Source organism: Paracoccus rhizosphaerae (assembly GCF_026162645.1).
Classification (GTDB): domain Bacteria; phylum Pseudomonadota; class Alphaproteobacteria; order Rhodobacterales; family Rhodobacteraceae; genus Paracoccus; species Paracoccus rhizosphaerae.
The window spans coordinates 33,435-52,435 of the sequence record NZ_JAOTBE010000021.1 but is presented as its reverse complement, the minus strand read 5'-3'; the positions used below and the strand labels follow the sequence as shown (position 1 = coordinate 52,435).

Annotated in this window: 14 protein-coding genes and 1 pseudogene; 8 read left to right on the top strand and 7 right to left on the bottom strand. The window is 66.2% G+C overall.

Annotation, left to right across the window (positions count from 1 at the left end):
• The first annotated feature begins 567 nt into the window (after positions 1–567).
• A complete protein-coding gene (locus tag OC184_RS09675) occupies positions 568–3,267 on the top strand; it encodes a Hint domain-containing protein (RefSeq protein WP_265506995.1) in 2,700 nt (899 codons plus the stop codon).
• Between the two features lie 54 nt (positions 3,268–3,321).
• On the opposite strand, the gene OC184_RS09670 is transcribed toward OC184_RS09675, so the two are convergent.
• Together OC184_RS09670 and OC184_RS09665 are read right to left on the bottom strand one after the other, a co-directional pair.
• Positions 3,322–4,203 carry a LysR family transcriptional regulator gene (locus OC184_RS09670; RefSeq protein ID WP_265506994.1) on the bottom strand — a complete coding sequence of 294 codons (882 nt, stop codon included), beginning with the start codon at positions 4,201–4,203 and terminating at the stop codon, positions 3,322–3,324.
• Positions 4,204–4,306: 103 nt separating this feature from the next.
• Entirely contained in the window at positions 4,307–4,576 is a 270-nt protein-coding gene (locus tag OC184_RS09665) for a hypothetical protein (protein WP_265506993.1), read from the bottom strand.
• Between the two features lie 244 nt (positions 4,577–4,820).
• Between OC184_RS09665 and OC184_RS09660 the strand changes: the two genes are divergently transcribed.
• The gene (locus OC184_RS09660) at positions 4,821–5,489 is read left to right on the top strand and encodes a DUF1236 domain-containing protein (protein WP_265506992.1); all 669 of its coding nucleotides are present in this window, start codon (positions 4,821–4,823) and stop codon (positions 5,487–5,489) included.
• A gap of 103 nt (positions 5,490–5,592) precedes the next feature.
• Here OC184_RS09660 and OC184_RS09655 read toward each other — a convergent pair whose 3' ends face one another.
• Positions 5,593–7,059, bottom strand: a complete 1,467-nt coding sequence (locus OC184_RS09655; protein ID WP_265506996.1) for a UxaA family hydrolase — start codon at positions 7,057–7,059, stop codon at positions 5,593–5,595.
• 320 nt (positions 7,060–7,379) lie between these two features.
• Here OC184_RS09655 and OC184_RS09650 point away from each other — a divergent pair, with 320 nt between their 5' ends.
• The gene (locus OC184_RS09650; RefSeq protein ID WP_265506991.1) at positions 7,380–9,338 is read left to right on the top strand and encodes a protein meaA; all 1,959 of its coding nucleotides are present in this window, start codon (positions 7,380–7,382) and stop codon (positions 9,336–9,338) included.
• A gap of 382 nt (positions 9,339–9,720) precedes the next feature.
• Here the strand turns inward: OC184_RS09650 and gfa are convergent.
• Positions 9,721–10,287: pseudogene (gfa, locus tag OC184_RS09645) on the bottom strand (S-(hydroxymethyl)glutathione synthase); the annotation flags it as partial.
• Between the two features lie 194 nt (positions 10,288–10,481).
• On the opposite strand from gfa, the gene OC184_RS09640 reads away from it, so the two are divergent.
• Positions 10,482–10,919: a DUF2231 domain-containing protein gene (locus OC184_RS09640; protein WP_265506990.1), complete on the top strand. Its 438-nt coding sequence runs from the start codon at positions 10,482–10,484 to the stop codon at positions 10,917–10,919.
• Between the two features lie 16 nt (positions 10,920–10,935).
• Entirely contained in the window at positions 10,936–12,486 is a 1,551-nt protein-coding gene (locus OC184_RS09635) for a PQQ-dependent sugar dehydrogenase (protein WP_265506989.1), read from the top strand.
• A gap of 145 nt (positions 12,487–12,631) precedes the next feature.
• Here OC184_RS09635 and OC184_RS09630 read toward each other — a convergent pair whose 3' ends face one another.
• Positions 12,632–13,447 carry a cyclase family protein gene (locus OC184_RS09630; RefSeq protein WP_265506988.1) on the bottom strand — a complete coding sequence of 272 codons (816 nt, stop codon included), beginning with the start codon at positions 13,445–13,447 and terminating at the stop codon, positions 12,632–12,634.
• 169 nt (positions 13,448–13,616) lie between these two features.
• On the opposite strand from OC184_RS09630, the gene OC184_RS09625 reads away from it, so the two are divergent.
• Together OC184_RS09625 and OC184_RS09620 are read left to right on the top strand one after the other, a co-directional pair.
• Positions 13,617–14,363, top strand: coding sequence for an SDR family oxidoreductase (locus OC184_RS09625; protein WP_265506987.1), 747 nt, complete (start codon positions 13,617–13,619; stop codon positions 14,361–14,363).
• A gap of 1,137 nt (positions 14,364–15,500) precedes the next feature.
• Positions 15,501–16,019, top strand: a complete 519-nt coding sequence (locus OC184_RS09620) for a L,D-transpeptidase family protein (protein ID WP_265506986.1) — start codon at positions 15,501–15,503, stop codon at positions 16,017–16,019.
• Between the two features lie 573 nt (positions 16,020–16,592).
• Here OC184_RS09620 and OC184_RS09615 read toward each other — a convergent pair.
• Both OC184_RS09615 and OC184_RS09610 read right to left on the bottom strand, forming a co-directional pair.
• Positions 16,593–17,237: a formate/nitrite transporter family protein gene (locus tag OC184_RS09615; RefSeq protein WP_265506985.1), complete on the bottom strand. Its 645-nt coding sequence runs from the start codon at positions 17,235–17,237 to the stop codon at positions 16,593–16,595.
• 28 nt (positions 17,238–17,265) lie between these two features.
• The gene (locus OC184_RS09610) at positions 17,266–18,126 is read right to left on the bottom strand and encodes an MFS transporter (RefSeq protein WP_265506984.1); all 861 of its coding nucleotides are present in this window, start codon (positions 18,124–18,126) and stop codon (positions 17,266–17,268) included.
• Positions 18,127–18,229: 103 nt separating this feature from the next.
• Here OC184_RS09610 and trhA point away from each other — a divergent pair, with 103 nt between their 5' ends.
• Positions 18,230–18,976 carry a PAQR family membrane homeostasis protein TrhA gene (trhA, locus tag OC184_RS09605; RefSeq protein ID WP_265506983.1) on the top strand — a complete coding sequence of 249 codons (747 nt, stop codon included), beginning with the start codon at positions 18,230–18,232 and terminating at the stop codon, positions 18,974–18,976.
• Positions 18,977–19,001: the final 25 nt, after the last annotated feature.

Below are 19,001 nucleotides of genomic sequence, written 5' to 3'. Positions count from 1 at the left end.
GCTGCATCCGACGCATCTGTTGCGCGCTTAGCCAGAAATATCTCTTGTCTCTTTTGCTCATGACCAGCGTGAATCACTCAACACGCTGCCATTCAATAGAAATTTATAGGGATGGACCCTAAGACCGGATGTCTTGGCGAGGGCTTGAAGCCGCTTGTGAGATCCAGCTGATGGCAGGCCGTTGATCACGTGTTCAGGTCGGATGTCATCCGACCAAAGTATGCGCATCATATGGCAGAACTGCGCACAGCCCGTGCAGGGCGCGCAAAATTGCGCCGTTACGCAAAATATACCTAAGATTGTATTGATCCTTGATAGGTTAACTTTTAGTTGTTGTCATGACTGGTCTCAACTGGCCGGACCTCGATTGACCTCAAGTCATCTGAACAGGTTGTCAGCATGTGCGCTCCGTCCGAACAGTCGTTTCCCACGATTTTCAGCCTGCCGCCGCAGGTCTGCCGCACCTGCGGCCGACAACGCGCCAACGACTAGACGTTCCGCTGCCGGTGTCCCGACCGACAGGCACCGCGCCGACATTTCTACCCTTTGCAAGACAGAGGACACAGCATGCCGACGACCTTCAACTGGATCTACCTTGGAACCACCACCAGCCGCATCGACGCGGTCGAAGGTGGACTAGAAGGTGGATCGGGCCTCGCTGACAACGTCGCGGTGCTGACCGGCACAAGTTATGGATCGGCGGGAAGTCCGCTTTACTCCCGCGCTGTCACGGCCACGATGACTCCAAGCGGCACGGCTACGAGCTATCAGAATACGGACGTTGCCGGCCAAACCTATTCGACGCCCACCACGGTCGGGGGCACGCCCCAGACGCTGCAGCATGATGCAGTCGGCGTCTATTCCGCAAACATCACCTATGCCGACGGAACGACCTCCGCGACGCCGGTCAACCTGGTCATCGTCCAGGCGCAAACCGGTGAACTGTTCCTTGCTCCACCTCCTTCGACCTCCGGTGTCAACGCCGCGCTGACGTCAAAGCCGATCACCTCGATCCAGTTGATCAGCCCGGTGGCGACCAGCAATACAAACAACACGGTCTTCGCGCTGGACCGCCAAACTGGCGTTTTTGACAACGGCGTGATCGACGGCACAAGCGGCAACGACTCGATCGTCAGCGGCTATGTCGAACCTGGGCTCAGCGGCTCGGACCAGATCGACAACGGCGACGGGTTGACGGGCCCCGCGACTGGATACAACGACGATGTCATCCTTGCCGGCGCGGGCAATGACACGGTGCGGTCGGGCTTGGGCAATGACAGCGTGAACGGGGGGGCGGGTGCCGACAGTCTTGAGGGCGAGGCCGGCAACGACACCCTGATCGGCGGGACGGGCAACGATGTCCTCGACGGCGGCGCGGGCAACGACAGCATCGACGGCGGTGATGACAACGACCTGATCAATCTGACCGGCGCCTTCGGGACCGACACGATCACCGGCGGGGCCGGCAGCGACACGATCTCGGGCAGCGGGCTGGGCGGGGCCAGCACGGTCAACTTCAGCGATGGCTCGGGCAGCTTCGTGAACGGCGGAAACACCGCGAACTTCAACACGATCGAGAGCATCACCACCGGCGCCGGCAATGACACCGTCAACATCAGCGGCGCGCAGGCAGGCAGCTTCTTGACCGGCGAGGGTGCCGACACCATCAACGCGGGCGGCAGCGGCGCCGATGTCATCAACGCCGGGGGTGGCGACGACCTGATCAACCTGTCCGGCGCCTTCGGAGCCGACACGATCACGGGCGGCGCGGGCAGCGACACGATTTCGGGCGCGGGGCTGACGGGGGCCAGCACGGTCACCTACAGCGGCGGATCGGGCAGCTTTGCAAGTGGTGGCAGCACCGCCAGCTTCAACACCGTCGAGGGCATCGCCACGGGCGCCGGCAACGACACGATCGATGCGTCCACGAACGCGACCTCGGCAAGCTTCGTCACCGGCGCCGGCAACGACAGCTTCACGGGCGGCGCCGGCGCAGAGACCGTGAACGGCGGGTCGGGCGATGACACCATCCGCTCGGGCGGCGGCAATGACAGCGTCCTGGCCGGTGACGGCAACGACCTTGTTGAGGCGGGCGACGGCGACGACTTCGTCGACGCCGGTGACGGCGCTGACACCGTCGACGGAGGCATCGGCAACGACACCATCCTGGGTGGGATCGGCAACGACCAGTTGAGCGGCGGCGCCGGAAACGACAGCCTGCTGGGCGGGGCCGGTGCGGACGTCCTTCTGGGCGGTGACGGGAACGACACCCTGAATGGCGGCGAAGGCAGCGACACGCTGACCGGCGGCGCGGGTGACGACGTCTTCGTGGTGACCTCTGGCGACGTCATCACGGATTTCAGCACAGGCAACAGCGGCGGGGCGGCCGATGGCGATGCCACGAACAACGACCGGATCGACCTGTCCGCCTTCTATAATGACAGCAACCTTGCGATCATCAACGCGCAGCGTGCGGGCTTGGGGCTGACGCCCTATCGCTCGACCCTCAGCTGGCTGAAGGCCGATCAGGCCGACGATGGCGTGCTGAACAGCATCACAACCGCGGCGGGCTTCGGCCAGGACTTCACGCTGACGATCCAGAACGGCGGAACCGCGGTCGCCGCCGCGGAGCTGACGACCGAGACTGTCGGCGTGGTCTGCTTTGGCTCGGACGCCATGATCGAGACCGCGGACGGCGCCGTCGCGGCGGGCCAGCTGAAGGTCGGCGATCTTGTCCTGACGCGTGATGCCGGCTTCCAGCCCATCCGCTGGATCGCGCAGCGTCCGCTTGGGGCCGGGATGCTGGAGGCTGATCCTGCGTTACGGCCGGTGCGCATCCGCGCCGGTGCGCTGGGGCAGGGCCTGCCCAAGCATGATCTGATCGTGTCGCAGCAGCACCGCATGCTCGTGCGCTCGAAGATCGCCGAGCGCATGTTCGGCACGCCCGAGGTGCTTGTCGCAGCGAAGCAGCTGATGGTCACCGACGGCATCGATCTGGCGACGGACCTGGACGAGGTGACCTATGTCCACTTCCTGTTCGACGCGCACCAGATCGTCCTGGCCAACGGCGCCGAAACCGAATCGCTCTATACCGGGGCCGAGGCGCTAAAGACCGTTCCGGCCGAGGCGCGGGACGAGATTTTCGCCCTGTTCCCGGAACTGGCGGAGGGCGCGTCCCACCCGGCCGTCCGAGAGCTTCTTTCGGGGCGAATGGGCCGCAAGCTGGCCCATCGCCACGCGCAGAACGGCAAGAAGCTGGTCGCCTGACCAGAGAGAAACGCGGCGCCGTCCCAGGCCGACAAGCCTGCGCAGGCGTCGCGGTTACTCGAAGCGCAGCGTCGCCACGAAGTCCAGAAATGCCGACAGCGCGGCGCTGACATTCTTGCGGCTGGAATAGAGGACATGGACCGGCGCCCCCGGCAGGCCATAGTCCGGCATCACCGCCACCAGGCGCCCCGCCTCCAGATCGTCGGTGACCTGGAAGCGGGGCGTCAGCGCGATACCCTTGCCGGCGACTGCCAGCCGGCGCAGCAATTCGTTGTTGTTGCTTGAAAAGGCGGGGGTGATCTTCTGATAGATCACCTCGCTCCCCTGCCGCAGCGGCCAAGTGCCCGCACCGCGAAGGTTCGTGTAATGCAGGCAGAGGTGATGTCGCAGATCCGACGGATGCTCCGGATTGCCGCGCGCTTGGATATAGTTGGGCGAGGCCACCAGCAGGATCGGCGTGTCGTGCAGGTGGCGCGCGTGCAGGTTGCTGTCTTCCAGAAGCCCGATCCGCAGGACGGCGTCGTATCCGTCGCGGGTCAGGTCGGTGCGCGCGTCCTCCAGCACCACGTCCAATTGGACGTCGGGATATTCGGTCATGAAGCGCAGCAGGTGCGGCTCGAAGACGTTGAGCATGTACTGGACCGGCGCGCCCAGCTTCAGCGGCCCCGAGGCGTGGAGCGTGGTCGAGCGCACGGCCTCGGTCGCCGCGTCCAGCCGCGCGAGGATTCCGCCGACCTCGGTATAGAAGCTCATGCCGGCGGCCGTCGGGGTGACGGCCCGCGTGGTGCGCGTCAGAAGCCGGGCGCCCAGAAAGGATTCAAGATCCGCAATGATCTTGCTGCACATGCTCTTGGACATCACGATGCGCTGAGCGGCAGCCGTGAAGCTGCCTTCCTCGACGACGGCGGCGAAGGCGCGCAGGGCCTTGATGTCCAAGTTGAGTTCCTTCATCGAAACCGACCCTGCGGATGCGAATGACCGCCAGCGCCGGAAGGCGCGGCGGTCAACGGTCTAGTCGCGAGGGCGATGATCGGAAAGATCAATTGTCGCCCTTGGCCGAGAAACGGTCCCCGCGGTCGACCGGTGCGGACCCGACCAGCGACACCGAAACCAGGTCGTCGGCGCCGAGGCCTGCGCGGCGCAGTTCCTTGCTGGTCAGGACCGAACCTGCGGGCACGTCCACCATCTGCGCCGCGGCGACGGTGCTGTCGAACGAAACCGGCTGCGGGCGTTCGTGGCTCGACATTCCGGCGGCATTGGCGGCGGTGGCGAAGGCAAGGGCGCCGAGGGCGAGGGTAATGGCTTTCATCGTTGCATATCCTTTGGTTGGAACGTCGGTTCGTTTCGATGAGGCACAGATAGCCCTCGGTCCCGGCGCCCATTAGACGCAAATTTGCGCCCGCTTTGTTCGATCCCAGGAAACGATCGTGCGGCTGGCAGCCCGCAGGGGCGGGTGCAAGGGAACGTGACGTCCGACGCGGAACCGCTTCATCCGCCCGATGTTATGGCCTCATGGCGCCCCGCGGGTGGGGCGCATCCACAAGGAGATGAACATGCGTGCATTCCTGATGGCTTCGGCTGCGACGACATTCGCCTTCGCAGGGGCCGCAATGGCGCAGACGACCGCGACCGCCTCGACCGATCTCAACGTCCGCTCGGGCCCGGGCGTGCAGCACGAGGTGGTCGGTGCGATCGGGGCCGGAAACGAGGTCAATGTCATCGGCTGCATCGACAGCGCGAACTGGTGCCAGGTCTCGGGCGACGGGCTGGAGGGCTGGTCCTATGGCGACTATCTGACGGTGACGGCGGGCGATGAGGTCGTATCGCTCTATCCGAACCGGCAGGAGGTGGGCGTCACCATCATCGAGGCTCCGGCATCCGATGATGCGTCGGGCCAGGACGCCGCAGTGGGCGGCGTGGGCGGTGCCGCGATGGGCGCCCTGATCGGTGGCCCAATCGGCGCTGTTGCGGGTGCAGCCATCGGCGGGACGGCCGCGGCATCGGCCAGCGTCGAGCCCTCGACCGAGGTGACCACCTATGTCACCACGAACCAAGTCGAGCCGGTTTATCTGGAGGGCGAGGTCGTCCTGGGCGCGGGCATCCCCGAGCCGGTCACCGTCTACGAGATCCCCGGGCAGCCCGACTACCGCTATGCCCAGATCAACGGTCAGACCGTCCTGGTCGACCCGGCCGAGCGGCAGATCGTCTATATCTATCGCTGAATCATGGCAGCCGGGCGGCGGACCCGTCGCCCGGCCGCCGCCTGTGTGCAGGCGGGGCGGCCCCTGTGAGAGGATGAGAACGCGGCCAGCGCAGGCCCCGTCGTCACATCACCGCGCCGATCTGCCAGGGCACGAATTCGACAGCGCCGAAGCCCTGCGCCTCGCTTTTCGTCTCCTCGCAAGAGGCCACGCGCAGCATCAGGTCGAAGATCTGGTGTCCCTTCTCCTCCAGCGTGACGCCGGACAGGATGTCGCCGCAGTTGACGTCCATGTCGGGTTCCATCCGCTGCCACAGGTCCGGGTTCGAGGCGATCTTGATGCAGGGCACCGGGCGATAGCCCGAGACGCTGCCCCGACCGGTGGTGAAGGCGATCAGGTTCGCCCCCGACGCGACCTGGCCCGTGACGGAACAGGGGTCGTATCCGGGGCTGTCCATGAAGACGAAGCCCGGCTGGTCGATCGGTTCGCCATAGCGATAGACGGCCGACAGGGGCGCCGACCCGCCCTTTGCCACGGCGCCCAGGCTCTTCTCCAAAATCGTGGTCAGCCCGCCGCGCTTGTTGCCGGGGGACGGGTTGTTGTCCATCTCTCCAAAGTTGCGGGCGGTGTAATCCTCCCACCATTCCAGCAGGTCGATCAGCTTGCGTCCGGTCGCCTCGTCAGCGCGGCGGGTCAGCAGGTGTTCGGCGCCGTATATTTCGGACGTTTCCGATAGGATCGAGATGCCGCCCTGCGCCACCAGCAGGTCTGACGCCACCCCAAGTGCCGGGTTGGCGGTGATGCCGGAGTAGCCGTCAGATCCGCCGCACTGCATGCCCATCACCAGTTTGGACGCGGGGGCCGGGGCGCGGCTGGCGCGGTTGGCCTCGGCCGCAAGGTCGCGCAGGATCGCCACGCCCTTGTCCACGGTCGCCCGCGTGCCGCCGGTCTGCTGGATTGTCATGTACCGGAACCGCGCACTGTCCTTCAGCGCCTTGCGGTCGATCAGGTCGGGGATCTGCATGACCTCGCAGCCCAGACCGACCATCAGGATCGCCCCGAAGTTCGGGTTCTGGCCATAGCCCGCGATGGTGCGGAACAGGGTCTCATAGCCCTCGCCCTTGGCGGACATGCCGCAGCCGGTGCCGTGGACGATCGGCACGATGCCGTCGACGTTCGGGAAATCACGCAGCCAGCCCTGCCGCTCGGCCTCTTCGGCGATGAACCGGGCGACGGAACCGGCGCAGTTCACCGATGTCAGGATGCCAAGGTAGTTCCGAGTCCCGACCCGACCCGACGGGCGGTGGAAGCCGTCGAACGTCGCCTCGGTCGCCGCGTGGGGCAGGGGCTCGGCGGCGGTGCCAAAGCCATGATCCTGCCGATGCGCGCCCATGCCCAGGTTCTGGATATGCACATGTGCGCCCGGCGCGATGGCCCGGGTCGCGGTGCCGATGATCTGGCCGTATTTCAGCACAGGCTCGCCTGCGGCGATGGCGCGGATGGCGACCTTGTGGCCCGCCGGAATGGCCTCGGCTGCCGTCACGTCGCCGGTCAGCGCCATGCCGGGTGCCAGAGGCTTCAGGGCCACCATGATGTTGTCGCGGTCGTGCAGCCGAAGCGCAAGCGGGGCCAGAGAGGCAGGCAGTTCGGTCACGGGGTCACAGGGTCCTGACGGTCTTGTTGCGGTCGATGCGCCGTGAAGGCCGGATCGCCAAGTCTGGCGGCGTCTTCGGGGATTGGCGCCCTGACATTGTGCAGAGGATGTTCAGCAAGTCTGCACGAGTCAACGTCTCCCGGAAGGTCCGACCGCCTGCCACAGCCGATTTTCTGCAATGCGGCATTGACGGGTTCTATTCTTTGCCATAGCAATTCCATGACGACATAAAATTGCGCAACCATCGAGGTGTCGCCATGCCCGAGAAGGACAAGCCCTGGCTGTTCCGCACCTATGCGGGGCATTCCACCGCCGCGAAGTCGAACGCGCTCTATCGCAGCAACCTGTCGCGGGGACAGACCGGGCTGTCGGTGGCGTTCGATCTGCCGACCCAAGCCGGCTATGACAGCGACCATGTTCTGGCGCGGGGCGAGGTCGGCAAGGTCGGCGTCCCGGTCTGCCACCTAGGCGACATGCGCACGCTGTTCGACCAGATCCCGCTGGAGCAGATGAACACCTCGATGACGATCAATGCGACGGCGCCCTGGCTTCTGTCGCTGTACATCGCTGTGGCCGAGGAGCAGGGGGCCGACATCTCGAAGCTGCAGGGGACGGTGCAGAACGACCTGATCAAGGAATACCTGTCGCGGGGGACCTATATCTGCCCGCCCAAGCCCAGCCTGGCGATGATCACCGACGTCGCGGCCTATACCCGCGAACACCTGCCCAAGTGGAACCCGATGAACGTCTGTTCCTATCACCTGCAAGAGGCTGGCGCGACGCCGCAGCAGGAGCTGGCCTATGCGCTGGCCACGGCCATCGCGGTGCTGGACGACCTGAAAGGCAAGGTGCCGGACGCCGAATTCCCCGCGATGGTCGGGCGGATCAGCTTCTTCGTGAATGCCGGCATCCGCTTCGTGACGGAGATGTGCAAGATGCGCGCCTTCACCGAGCTTTGGGACGAGATCTGCCGCGACCGCTACGGGATTGAGGAGGAGAGATATCGCCGTTTCCGCTATGGCGTTCAGGTCAACAGCCTTGGACTGACCGAGCAGCAGCCCGAGAACAATGTCTATCGCATCCTGCTGGAGATGCTGGCGGTGACGCTGTCGAAGAACGCGCGGGCGCGGGCGGTGCAGCTGCCCGCCTGGAACGAGGCACTGGGCCTGCCGCGGCCCTGGGATCAGCAATGGTCGCTGCGGATGCAGCAGATCCTGGCCTATGAGACCGACCTGCTGGAGTTCGGCGACCTCTTCGATGGCAATCCGGCGGTGGCTGCCAAGGTCGAGGATCTGAAGCAGGGCGCGCGGGAGGAGCTGGCGCTTCTGGACCAGATGGGCGGGGCCATCGCGGCCATCGATCACATGAAGGCGCGGCTGGTCGAATCGAATGCCGCGCGCCTCGGCCGGATCGAGGCGAACGAAACCGTGGTCGTCGGTGTGAACCGCTGGCAGCAAGGCGAGCCGTCGCCGCTGACCTCGGGCGAGGGCGCGATCATGGTCGTCGATCCCGAGGTCGAGGCGGACCAGATCGCCCGGCTGCAGGCTTGGCGCGAAGCCCGCGACGAGGGGGCCGTCGAGGCCGCCCTCGTCGCGCTGCGCCTGGCGGCGCAGAGGGGCGACAACGTGATGGCGCCCTCGATCGCGGCGGCGAAGGCGGGCGTTACGACCGGCGAATGGGCGGGCGTGATGCGGGCTGTGCATGGCGAGTACCGCGGCCCGACCGGCGTGTCGGCCAGCCCGTCCAACCGCACCGAGGGGCTGGACGACATCCGTGAGGCGGTGGACGCTGTCAGCAGCCGACTTGGCCGAAGGTTGAAATTCCTGGTCGGCAAGCCTGGGCTGGACGGACATTCGAACGGCGCCGAGCAGATCGCCTGCCGCGCCCGCGATTGCGGCATGGACATCACCTACGAGGGCATCCGCCTGACCCCCGAGGAGATCGTGCGGCGCGCGCAGGAGGAGGAGGCCCATGTCGTCGGCCTCTCGATCCTGTCGGGCAGCCACCTGCCGCTGATCGCCGACCTGATGGCGCGAATGCGCGAGGCGGGGTTGGACCACGTCCCGGTGATCGTGGGCGGGATCATTCCCGACGAAGACGCCCGGCGCCTGTCGGCGATGGGCGTGGCGCGGGTCTATACGCCGAAGGATTTTCAGCTGAACACGATCATGAAGGACATCGTCGGGCTGGTGGAACCGGGGGCGGCTGCAGCCTGACCGCAGGCTGCCGCTCAGGTGCTTGATCGTCAGGGGCGCCTTGTCCGAGGCAAGTCTGGCACAGCCGCAAGATGGCGTTGGCGTCCGGGCTGCCGGATCGCACAGCCGCATGATGTTCATTGGAGTGGCCCGCCTGCGAATCGACGGCGGGGCCGATGATCAGGTCATCTCACCGATCCGGCGCATGCTCCGCCGGATCGGTGACGCGGGTCTATCGCCGTCCGCCGAAGAGCCTGCTCAGCAACCTCGACAGCCCCGAACCGCCCGCCGCGGCTGGCTGAGAGGTAGGGGTGGGCTTCGGTCGAGGCGGTGGCGTGCTGGCCCGGGCTTCGGCAGGGGCCGGCGATGCCGAGGGTTTCGACGGGGCGGGCGACGGCTTGGCCTGCCGATTTGCCGCATGGGTCGCGATCGCGTCCATCAGCGGCGGCGACAGGGTATCGTAAGGCGTCAGCCCCAGTTCCCTCAGGCGCGCGCGGATACCATCCATACGTGACGGATCGACGCCGGATTCGATGACCGAGCTGACGAAGGCGGCAAATTCTGGCGGCGACCAGCCGTCCTCGGGCGACAGTTCGGTATGGACGAAGTCGAGGCCGTAGAACGGGTGGTCCTTGTTTTCGATCCGGCCGTACATATGGACGCCGCAGACGCGGCAGGCATGGCGCTGGATCGGTGCGGCGGCATTGACCACCTGAAGCTTGTCGCCGTTCTCGATCACCTCGACCGCATCGCGCGAAACGACGGCGATCTGGCTGAAGACCGCACCGTCGGGCTTCCAGCACTTGGTGCAGCCGCAGACATGGTTGTGCGCTGTCTGCGCGTCGACACGGACCTTCACGGGTCTGTCGGTGCAATGACATGTCAGTACGCCGCCGGAAAAACCCGGCTGGCCTTGCCTGACGCCATTGTCGACGGCAGGGTGGATAAGCACGTTCTGGGCTGTTGCCATGGCCCTCTCCTCCGATGACCAGATGGCCCAGCCTGTTCTCTGCAAGAGCGGTCGTCAAGCTGGCAGAAGGTGGTAGATCGTTGGGGTTGCGGCGGGTTCGGCGGCCTTGGCCCGTGAAGCACCGCGGCCAGATCCGGAACAATCCGCCCCCGGGGATCGTTGGCCGATCAGCAACAACCCCGAGGAGTATCGCCATGGCTGCCATTCACCCGCATGACGCCATGCATCCCGCATATGGCGCGATGCCGGGACTTGCGACGCTGACGCACTTTGCGGCCGGCTTTTTCACGCTGACGCTCTTCTGCGACATCTTCTACAGCCAGACCGTCCTGCTGATGTGGCAGGACTTTGCCTCGTGGCTGCTGTTCTTCGGCCTGATTGTGGGCGGTATCGCGGCGGTGCTGTGGCTGGTGGGGTTCGCCACTGGCCGCCTGCGACCGGTATGGGGCGCGGTGGTCCTGCAGGCCGTGGTACTGGTCTGTGCGTTGATCAACAGCCTGATCCACGCAGGCGACGGCTGGATGGCGGTGGTCCCCTGGGGGATCGCGATGTCAGCGCTGACATGCCTGCTGATGCTGGTGGCCGCCCTGCTGAACCGCCGGGCTGCCCACCGCCCCCTGCAACGCGCTTGAGAAGGACGATCCCACGATGAAGACCTTGGCACATTCCACGGCGCGCACGATGCTTCTGGGCGGAGGGGCCGCAATGGCTCTGTTTATTGGCGGCACCGGCCCGGTCCTAGCACAAGAGGCGCAGCCCGATGACTTCGACATCAGCAGCCAGATCGGCCCCGATCCCGTCCTGCCAGAGCCGAATTTCGTCAACCTGCTTCCCAGCGTGAAGGTGGCCGAAGTCACGGGCTGGGCTGAAGGACAGACCCCGATCGTTCCCGAAGGCCTGGTGGTCACGCCCTATGCCACGGATCTTGCCCATCCGCGCACCGTCCATACGCTTCCGAACGGTGACGTGCTGGTCGTGCAGTCCCGCGGCCCCGAGGGGAAGCCGAAATACCGCCCCAAGGACTATATCCGCGGCTGGATCATGTCGTTGGCAGCAGGTGGCGGCGGTGGCCCCCAGCGGGATAGCAACCTGATCACCCTGCTGCGCGACACCGACCGCGACGGGGTCGTTGACGAACGCCATGACCTGCTGACGGATCTGCATTCGCCGTTCGGCGTCGCCTGGATCGACGACACGCTCTATGTCGCCGAGGCGGACGCGGTCGTGACCTATCCCTATGCCCTGGGCGACACCGCCATCACGGCCGAGCCAGAGGTCCTGACGCCGCTGCCTGGCGGGCCGCTGAACCACCACTGGACGAAGGACCTGGCGCTCAGCCCCGACGGGACGATGCTCTATGCCTCGGTCGGCTCGAACTCGAACGCGGCCGAGAACGGCATGGAAGCCGAAAAGGGCCGGGCGGCGATCTGGCAGATCGACCGCGCCACCGGTGCGTCCAGGATCTATGCCTCGGGTCTGCGCAATCCGAACGGCCTGACCTTCCATCCCGCGACCGGAGAGCTGTGGGCGGTCATCAACGAACGTGACGAGCTGGGGCCGAACCTTGTGCCCGACTACATGACATCGGTGCAGGAGGGGGCGTTCTATGGCTGGCCCTACAGCTATTACGGCGATCATGTCGACGAGCGCGTGCGGCCAGCGCGCCCCGATCTCGTGGCGGCTGCCATTGCGCCCGACTATGCCCTGTCCAGCCACGTCGCGGCCTTGGGGCTGACCTTCACGAACGGCTCGGCAATGCCGGAACCCTATGCCGATGGCGCCTTCGTGGGTCAGCACGGCAGCTGGAACCGTGACGCGTTCAACGGCTACAAGGTCTCGTTCGTGCCGTTCAGCGACGGGCGGCCGTCCGGCATGGCGCAGGACGTCGTGACCGGCTTCATCGACGGCGACGAGGCGCATGGCAGGCCAGTCGGCGTGGGCATCGACGGCACGGGCGCCCTGCTGGTCGCTGACGATGCCGGGAACACGGTTTGGCGGGTCGCCGCCGCTGACGGGCAGGTCACCGACGCACCCATCGGCAGCGACCGCGTCCAGGCAAGCACGGAAGGCGCTGCGCCGGCAGACACGGCCGAAGCCCTGCCCGCACCGCTGGCCCCCCAGACCGAGATCCCGGCGACGCAGCCGGAACCGCAGGTCGAGTCCGCCCCGTCCGTGGATCCGCTTCCGCCTGCAGAATGACGGGCGGGGCGATCACCCTGCCTCGGTTCCTCATGCCGCAGGTCGCGCAGCAGCGTCATCTGCGGCAGCGTTCAGCCGGGGCGATGGCACCGAAGCCCTCTCTTGTGCAGCGGGCGGCATCGATCGTCCGGCTGCCCCAGGCTCGTCAGTGCATCGCCAGGATGCGCGCCGGGCCGCCTGTTCCGCCCCGGTGCTTCGGTGCGCCGATGAAGATGGTCGCGCCAGCGGGCGGAAGCTGATCAAGGTTGGCCAGCCCCTCGATCCCGAAGCGGCCCGACGGAAGCCACGAATAGTGCACCGCGAAGTCGGCTGAATTGCCAGGGTCCAGCGACATGGTGTCGACGCCGATGGACGCGGCCCCGGCCTCTGCCAGAAGATCGGTCGCGGCTTTCGAGAAGCCCGGAAACGCCAGCTTGCCGTCGGGGCCGTTCCTCCAGGACGGGTCGCCGATCCGAGCTGTCCAGCCCGAGTTCATGGCGACGCAGGCACCCGCCGGAATGGCACCATTGGCCGAGATCCAGGCCTCGATATCCGCAGGCTCGACCATCGCATTGGGATCTTCGGCCGCCTTGGCCGAGATGTCGACGATGCAGAGGGGGGCGATCAGGTTCTCGACCGGCAGCGCGTCCACCGATGCGGCGCCTTCGGCGAAATGCAGCGGCGCGTCGATGTGGGTGCCCGTATGCTCGAAGATCGTCAGCTTGTAGAGGTGATAGCCGTCGGGGTCGAAATTCTTGTCGACCTCGTAGAGGATGCCGGGCTTGCCGTCGAAGGTCGGGAAATCGCTGTCATAGGTGTGGGTCAGGTCCGTCACGCGTCCGCCGGACTGCGCCAGGGCCGGCCGGGCCGACAGCGCACCCGCCGCGACCCCCATCGCCGCCGTCGCCGCGGCCCCGGTGAACAGGCGACGGCGCGACAGCATGTGACGCTTCACGTCTTCGATCAGGCATGCAGTGCACATCGGCAACTCCGGGTCGTGGGCATGCCTCATCGAACGCCTGCGAAGACGGGCCTGTCAAGCATCCTGCCACGGGCCGGGTTGCATCTGCGGCTTTTTCGGGCGCAACCTGCCGCAGGCGAGACCCGACAGGCACGGGACCTGGCGGTCCAGGACATGCAGGAGGAGAGACATGGTCGACCTGACCGGACGAACGGTTCTGATCACTGGAGCAAGCCGCGGCATCGGCGCGGCCGCGGCCCGTACCTTCGCCGAGGCGGGTGCGCAGGTGGGCGTCATGGCCCGCGACCGCGCCGCGGTGCAGGATCTGGCGGACGAGATCGGAGGCTTGGCGCTGCCCGGCGACGTCGCCAGCGCAGCCGAGGTCGAGCAGGCCGTCGCGGCGCTGGTCGAGCGGTTCGGCCGCCTGGACATCCTGGTCAACAACGCTGGCCTGATCGGCCCGATCTCGGACATGGCGGCCGCCGATCCCGAGGATTGGGGTCAGGCGATCGACGTGAACCTGAAGGGCGTCTTCCACGGCATGCGGGCGGCACTTCCGGTGATGAGGGCGCAGGGCGGCGGTACCGTGCTGACGGTCGGCTCGGGGGCGGCCCATGCGCCGCAGGAAGGTTGGAGCGCCTATTGCGCCAGCAAGGCCGGTGCCCTGATGCTGACCCGGTCGCTGGACCACGAGGCGCGGTCCGACGGCATCCGCGCCATCAGCCTGTCGCCCGGCACGGTCGCGACCGACATGCAGGCGGCGATCCGGACCAGCGGGATCAACCCGGTCAGCCAACTCGACTGGTCGGTGCACATTCCCCCTGAATGGCCCGCGCGCGCGCTGGCCTGGCTGGCCGGTCCCGCCGGCGACGGCTTCCTGGGAGAGGAGGTTTCGCTCCGCGACCACGGGATCCGCCGCCAGATCGGCCTGATCTAGACCGCGCTTCTTGCAGGCCTCTTTCGCCCTTGGCGACTGCGCCGCGATGCCGGGGGCATGCTGTCCGGCGGTCGGCGGAGCGCAGCAGCGTGGCGCTGGTATGGTCCTGGTTAACGGTTCCGGACGCCCAAGGCCAAGTTCATCAGCAGCATGGTGTTTCGCCGCAGCGCGATGGCCGCGTCCTGCCTGATGTCGGTTATCGGCGCGGGCGGCTAGCGGGATCTGGACAGCGGTGTGGCCGGTCGTGGTGTGCAGATTCGCCGCGACGTCTTGGCCCGACGCATCGCAATGTCTGCCGATTTTGCAAGGGCACGGGCATCAGACGCCGTCATTAGTAAATCTGTTCCCTTGCCTGCTCAACTCGCGGACGGCGATCAAGTTGTCCTCGGGCAGCATCATGGAGCCGAATTTGATGCCCGCCCCGCCCGCAAGCGGCAGCGGCACGGGCATTATCGCAGATCAGCCTGACAAGCCGATGCCCGTGGCGCCTAGCCGATGCAGCGTGTCGAGCTTGATCGGCCCGCCAACCTGAAGGACCGCGACGGCCACCTTGTTCTGATCCTTTGATGCGGCCGCTGCGAAAGCACCCTTGTTGCCAGACCCTTCAAGCGAGGCAGCATGGTCAGGCAAGACAATATGGGTTGTCATCCCTCCCGACATCGCTTCGCCCCGCGCCCTGGCAGCGCCCGTGCCGCCGCCGGGATCGACAGGTTCCGCTGCATGGCGAAGAAGCGTCTGCGGCAGCGAGGCAGTTGGCTTTGACAGGACAGCCTCGGCGGCGGGCCGCCTTGATCACATCGCCCCTACACCCGGAGCGATGTTCTTCACTCTCAAGGGCCCTGATTCAGCGCTTCGACCTTTTCGGAGGCAACGTGGGTGGTTGGGGTGGCACCCTCATCGGACGTCTGCGCCTTTCACGTCACGGCGACGCCGCAGCGCCGGTGGTGGGACAGGATCGCCGCACATCAGGTTTTGAAAACTGTTAAATACTGCGCTGTCCGATGATGGCGGCAGACGAGGGAACGTCGGACGCGGTGGGCTTTGTGCCGTTTCACGCCGGGCAGCCTGCACGGCCCGTGCATCGGCTGGCAAGCCATGTTAGCTGAAATGGCAATACCTCCTGTCGAAAGGCCGAACATGCCACGTCTGAACCGCCGCCACATGTCGATGGGACTGCTTACCGCCCTTGCGGCCTGCGGCAGCGCGAGGGGGCCCGAGTTCAAGACGTATAACGGGCCGCCGGTCACGCAGGTGGTGGTCCAGAAGGGGCAGCGCCGGATGCATCTGCTCAGCGGGCAGACGGTACTGCGGTCCTTCGACTTCGGGCTGGGGAATCAGCCTGTCGGCCACAAGCAGTTCGAAGGCGACGGCCGGACGCCTGAGGGTCTGTACTTCATCGACCGCTTCAATCCGCGCAGCCGCTATCACCTGTCGGTCGGGATCTCTTATCCGAACGACAGGGACCGGGCCTTTGCCGCGCAGTTCGGCCGCGATGCCGGTGGCGACATCATGTTCCACGGCCGCGGACCCGAGGGGCGCGCGCTGGCCCCCAAGAACCGCGACTGGACCGCCGGTTGCATCGCGCTGACCGATGACGAGATCGAGGACGTCTACTCGATGCTGCGGCTGAACACGCCGGTGATGATCTATCCCTGAAGCACGCTGGTCGCTGCAACGCCGGGCGTAGGCGCCCTCACCAAGCCGCTGATCTGAGGCCGCAGGATGCGGAGCAGGCGATAAGGCCGCACGAGACGAACAGCGCCGCGTGCAACTGGTCGCCTCGGACAAAGGCCGGTTCGGGTTGCCGATCCTGGGCCAGAGGTTGTCCTGAGACGTCGAAGGCGACCGGATCTGGCCGTGACGGGTGATGGCGGAAGCGTTGGATGTCTTGCCCCACCGCGCGGCAGTCGGTCCGGAGCCGGAAGCGGGAGCCGAGACCTGCCGTTTCGGCAACCGACAGGCACCTGATACAGAGCCCGCCGAGGTCGGCGGATTGATTGTCAGCCAGCCGCCCGGTCTCGCAGTGGCCGGCACGCCGGCGCAGGTGGTGCGGTGTGCCAGCTTATGGTGGGCGCCTTACTCTGCGGGCACGGCGGCCGTCTTTGCGGACGGGGCGTTGCGATCCAGTCCCGGAGAGGTGCGGTGGTGGGTGGCATAGATCATCGCGCCCACGAAGGTCAGGCCGCCAACCAGATTGCCGACGACGGTCGGGATCTCGTTCCAGATGAGTTAGTCGCCGATGGTGAAGTTGCCGCCCAGAAGCAGGCCCGCCGGGAACAGGAACATGTTCACGATATAATTTCCGACCGACACGCTGGTCGACATCATCACCGCGACGACGCTGGTGGACCCCATCCAGTTGCACATGCCCGCACGCACGAACAGCGTCAGCATCCCCGCCGCGCCATGCGCCGCACAGCCGACTGTCCGGCCCTCTCCGATATGACCGATCTTCTCGCCCACCGCGTTCGGGGCTTCGGACCAGCCGAAGGTGACGATGATCGCCATAAAGATCGCGACCGTGAAGGCGCCGGCAAAGTTGCCGCAGAAGACCAGGCGCCAGTTCCGCAGCATGCCCTTGGGCGTCACGCCCCGCCGCCTGTCGATCAGCGCCAGCGGCACCAGCGTGAAGACGCCGGTCAGAAGGTCGAAACCCAGCAGGTAAAGCATGCTGAAGCCCGCCGGGAACAGCAGCGTGCCGATCAGCGGGTTGCGGGTGTTAACCGTCACGGTCACGGCAAAGGCTGCCGCCAGCGTCAGGATTGCCCCGGCCATATAGGCGCGGATCAGCGTTTCCTTGGTCGACATGGAGACCTTGGTAACTCCGGAGTCGATCATCTTCTTGGCGAAGTCGGTCGGGTTGACGTATGACATCGGGGTCGTCTTTCCTTCGTTGGTTCGCTTACCAGTTGGCGTTGGACAGGTACTTGCCCGACATGGTTATGCGGACGCGGTCGCTCTTGGGGTGTGGTTTGCGGTCCAGGTGCATCGAGAAGTCGATGGCCGACATGATCCCGTTGCCGAATTCCTCGTTGATGAGCGACGTCACCGTCAGGCCGTAGGCGCCGACGATCTCGTAGAGGCGATAGATGCAGGGCCGGTCGGCACCGCGTGGTCCCAGATCTTCAGCAGCGCCGCCATAGGTGCGGAAGATCGAGGCGGGGATCGAATAGCCCGCGCCGACCATTCCGGCGGTCTTCACGTCAAGGCCATAGGCGCCGATCAGGTAGTGCGGCAGCCACAGCGCCAAGGCCACAAAGGCGCCGAAGCTGAAGAAGTAATAGGCCGAGAAGCGCCAGACCTGCAGGTTCTTCAGCGGTGCGAGGTCGGCCTTCAGGCCGCGGCGCGGTGCGGCACCCTCTCGGCGGGCGGCGGTCACCGGGTCGTCCTTGCCGAGCAGCCAGAACAGGATTGCCGTGACGGCCAGGGCGACCGCCCAGATCTGCGCCGTCGCCTGCCAGCCGACCGCGACCATGACAAAGGGGGCGACGAACTTGGTGACGGCGGCGCCGACATTGCCGACCCCGAAGATGCCAAGCGCCGTGCCCTGCCGCCCGTCATCGTAGAAGCGCGAGACATACGCGACGCCGACGGCGAACGAACCGCCGGCGACGCCCACGCCAAGAGCGGCGATCAGCACTTGCAGATAGGTGCTGGCCCAGCCAAGCGCAAAGGTCGCCACGGCCGCGGTCAGCATGGTCAGGGTGTAGGCAAACCGACCGCCCAGACGGCACAGCCTTCGCGTCTGTTCACGTTCCTGCAAGACGAGGCGTCACAGTCTGAAAGGACGCTATGTGCCGCCCGTCGCACGTGGCATGATGGCGGCAGCGGTTTCAAATAGTGGTACGGGTGTGACAGGTTTCTTTTTGCCAAGCCGCACGGGCTATAGCCGCAGCGAGGCGCTGTCCGATGCCATCGTGCACGGTGTCGGCCTGGCGGCAGCGCTGCTGGCCGTGCCGATCCTGATCTTGCGATCGTGGTCGCAGGGTGTGGAGCTGCCCGGCATCGCGGCGCTGGCGATCTATGGGGTCGCGCTGATCGCGATGATCCTCTGCTCGACGCTCTACAATATGACCCATCCCGCGAGGTGGAGCGAGGTTCTGCGCCGGCTCGATCACTCGGCCATCTATGTCAAGATCGCCGCGACCTACACGCCCTTCGCCCTGATCTCGCCCGAGCCTGCTGGCTGGTTCCTCTTGTGGATCTGGGGCTGCGCAGGTCTGGGCGCCGCGCTGCGCAGCTTCGCGGGTGACTTCTGGCGCGGACCGGCGATCGGTCTCTATCTCGTCATGGGCTGGTCAGGGGCGGTCGCCGGCGGCGCGCTGTTCGAGGGCATGTCGCCCACGGTCTTCGCGCTCATCCTGGGCGGAGGGATCCTCTACACCATCGGCTTCGTCTTCCACCTGTCGCCGCGTATGCCGTTCCATCGGACGATCTGGCACGTCTTCGTCATCGGGGCGAGCGCGGTCCTTTTCGCGGCCGTCGCAGCCCACGCGCTTGGCCGGCCCGGCCCCGGCGCGCTGCAGGTGACCGTCGAGGCGGAAACCCATGCGGCGGGCTCGCCCGCCAATGGCTTGCAGCCCCGGCGGCAGGATGCGGTGCGGCCGGGTTGAGGTTTGGCAGGTGACAGGGCGACGG

Excerpts from the sequence above, each read along its gene's own strand:
- OC184_RS09625 (WP_265506987.1), top strand. The coding sequence starts at position 13,617 with ATGGTCGACCTGACCGGACGAACGGTTCTGATCACTGGAGCAAGCCGC.
- OC184_RS09635 (WP_265506989.1), top strand. The coding sequence starts at position 10,936 with ATGAAGACCTTGGCACATTCCACGGCGCGCACGATGCTTCTGGGCGGA.
- OC184_RS09665 (WP_265506993.1), bottom strand. The coding sequence starts at position 4,576 with ATGAAAGCCATTACCCTCGCCCTCGGCGCCCTTGCCTTCGCCACCGCC.
- OC184_RS09640 (WP_265506990.1), top strand. The coding sequence starts at position 10,482 with ATGGCTGCCATTCACCCGCATGACGCCATGCATCCCGCATATGGCGCG.
- OC184_RS09650 (WP_265506991.1), top strand. The coding sequence starts at position 7,380 with ATGCCCGAGAAGGACAAGCCCTGGCTGTTCCGCACCTATGCGGGGCAT.
- OC184_RS09630 (WP_265506988.1), bottom strand. The coding sequence starts at position 13,447 with ATGTGCACTGCATGCCTGATCGAAGACGTGAAGCGTCACATGCTGTCG.
- OC184_RS09675 (WP_265506995.1), top strand. The coding sequence starts at position 568 with ATGCCGACGACCTTCAACTGGATCTACCTTGGAACCACCACCAGCCGC.
- OC184_RS09660 (WP_265506992.1), top strand. The coding sequence starts at position 4,821 with ATGCGTGCATTCCTGATGGCTTCGGCTGCGACGACATTCGCCTTCGCA.
- OC184_RS09620 (WP_265506986.1), top strand. The coding sequence starts at position 15,501 with ATGCCACGTCTGAACCGCCGCCACATGTCGATGGGACTGCTTACCGCC.
- OC184_RS09615 (WP_265506985.1), bottom strand. The coding sequence starts at position 17,237 with ATGTCATACGTCAACCCGACCGACTTCGCCAAGAAGATGATCGACTCC.
- OC184_RS09655 (WP_265506996.1), bottom strand. The coding sequence starts at position 7,059 with ATGGTGGCCCTGAAGCCTCTGGCACCCGGCATGGCGCTGACCGGCGAC.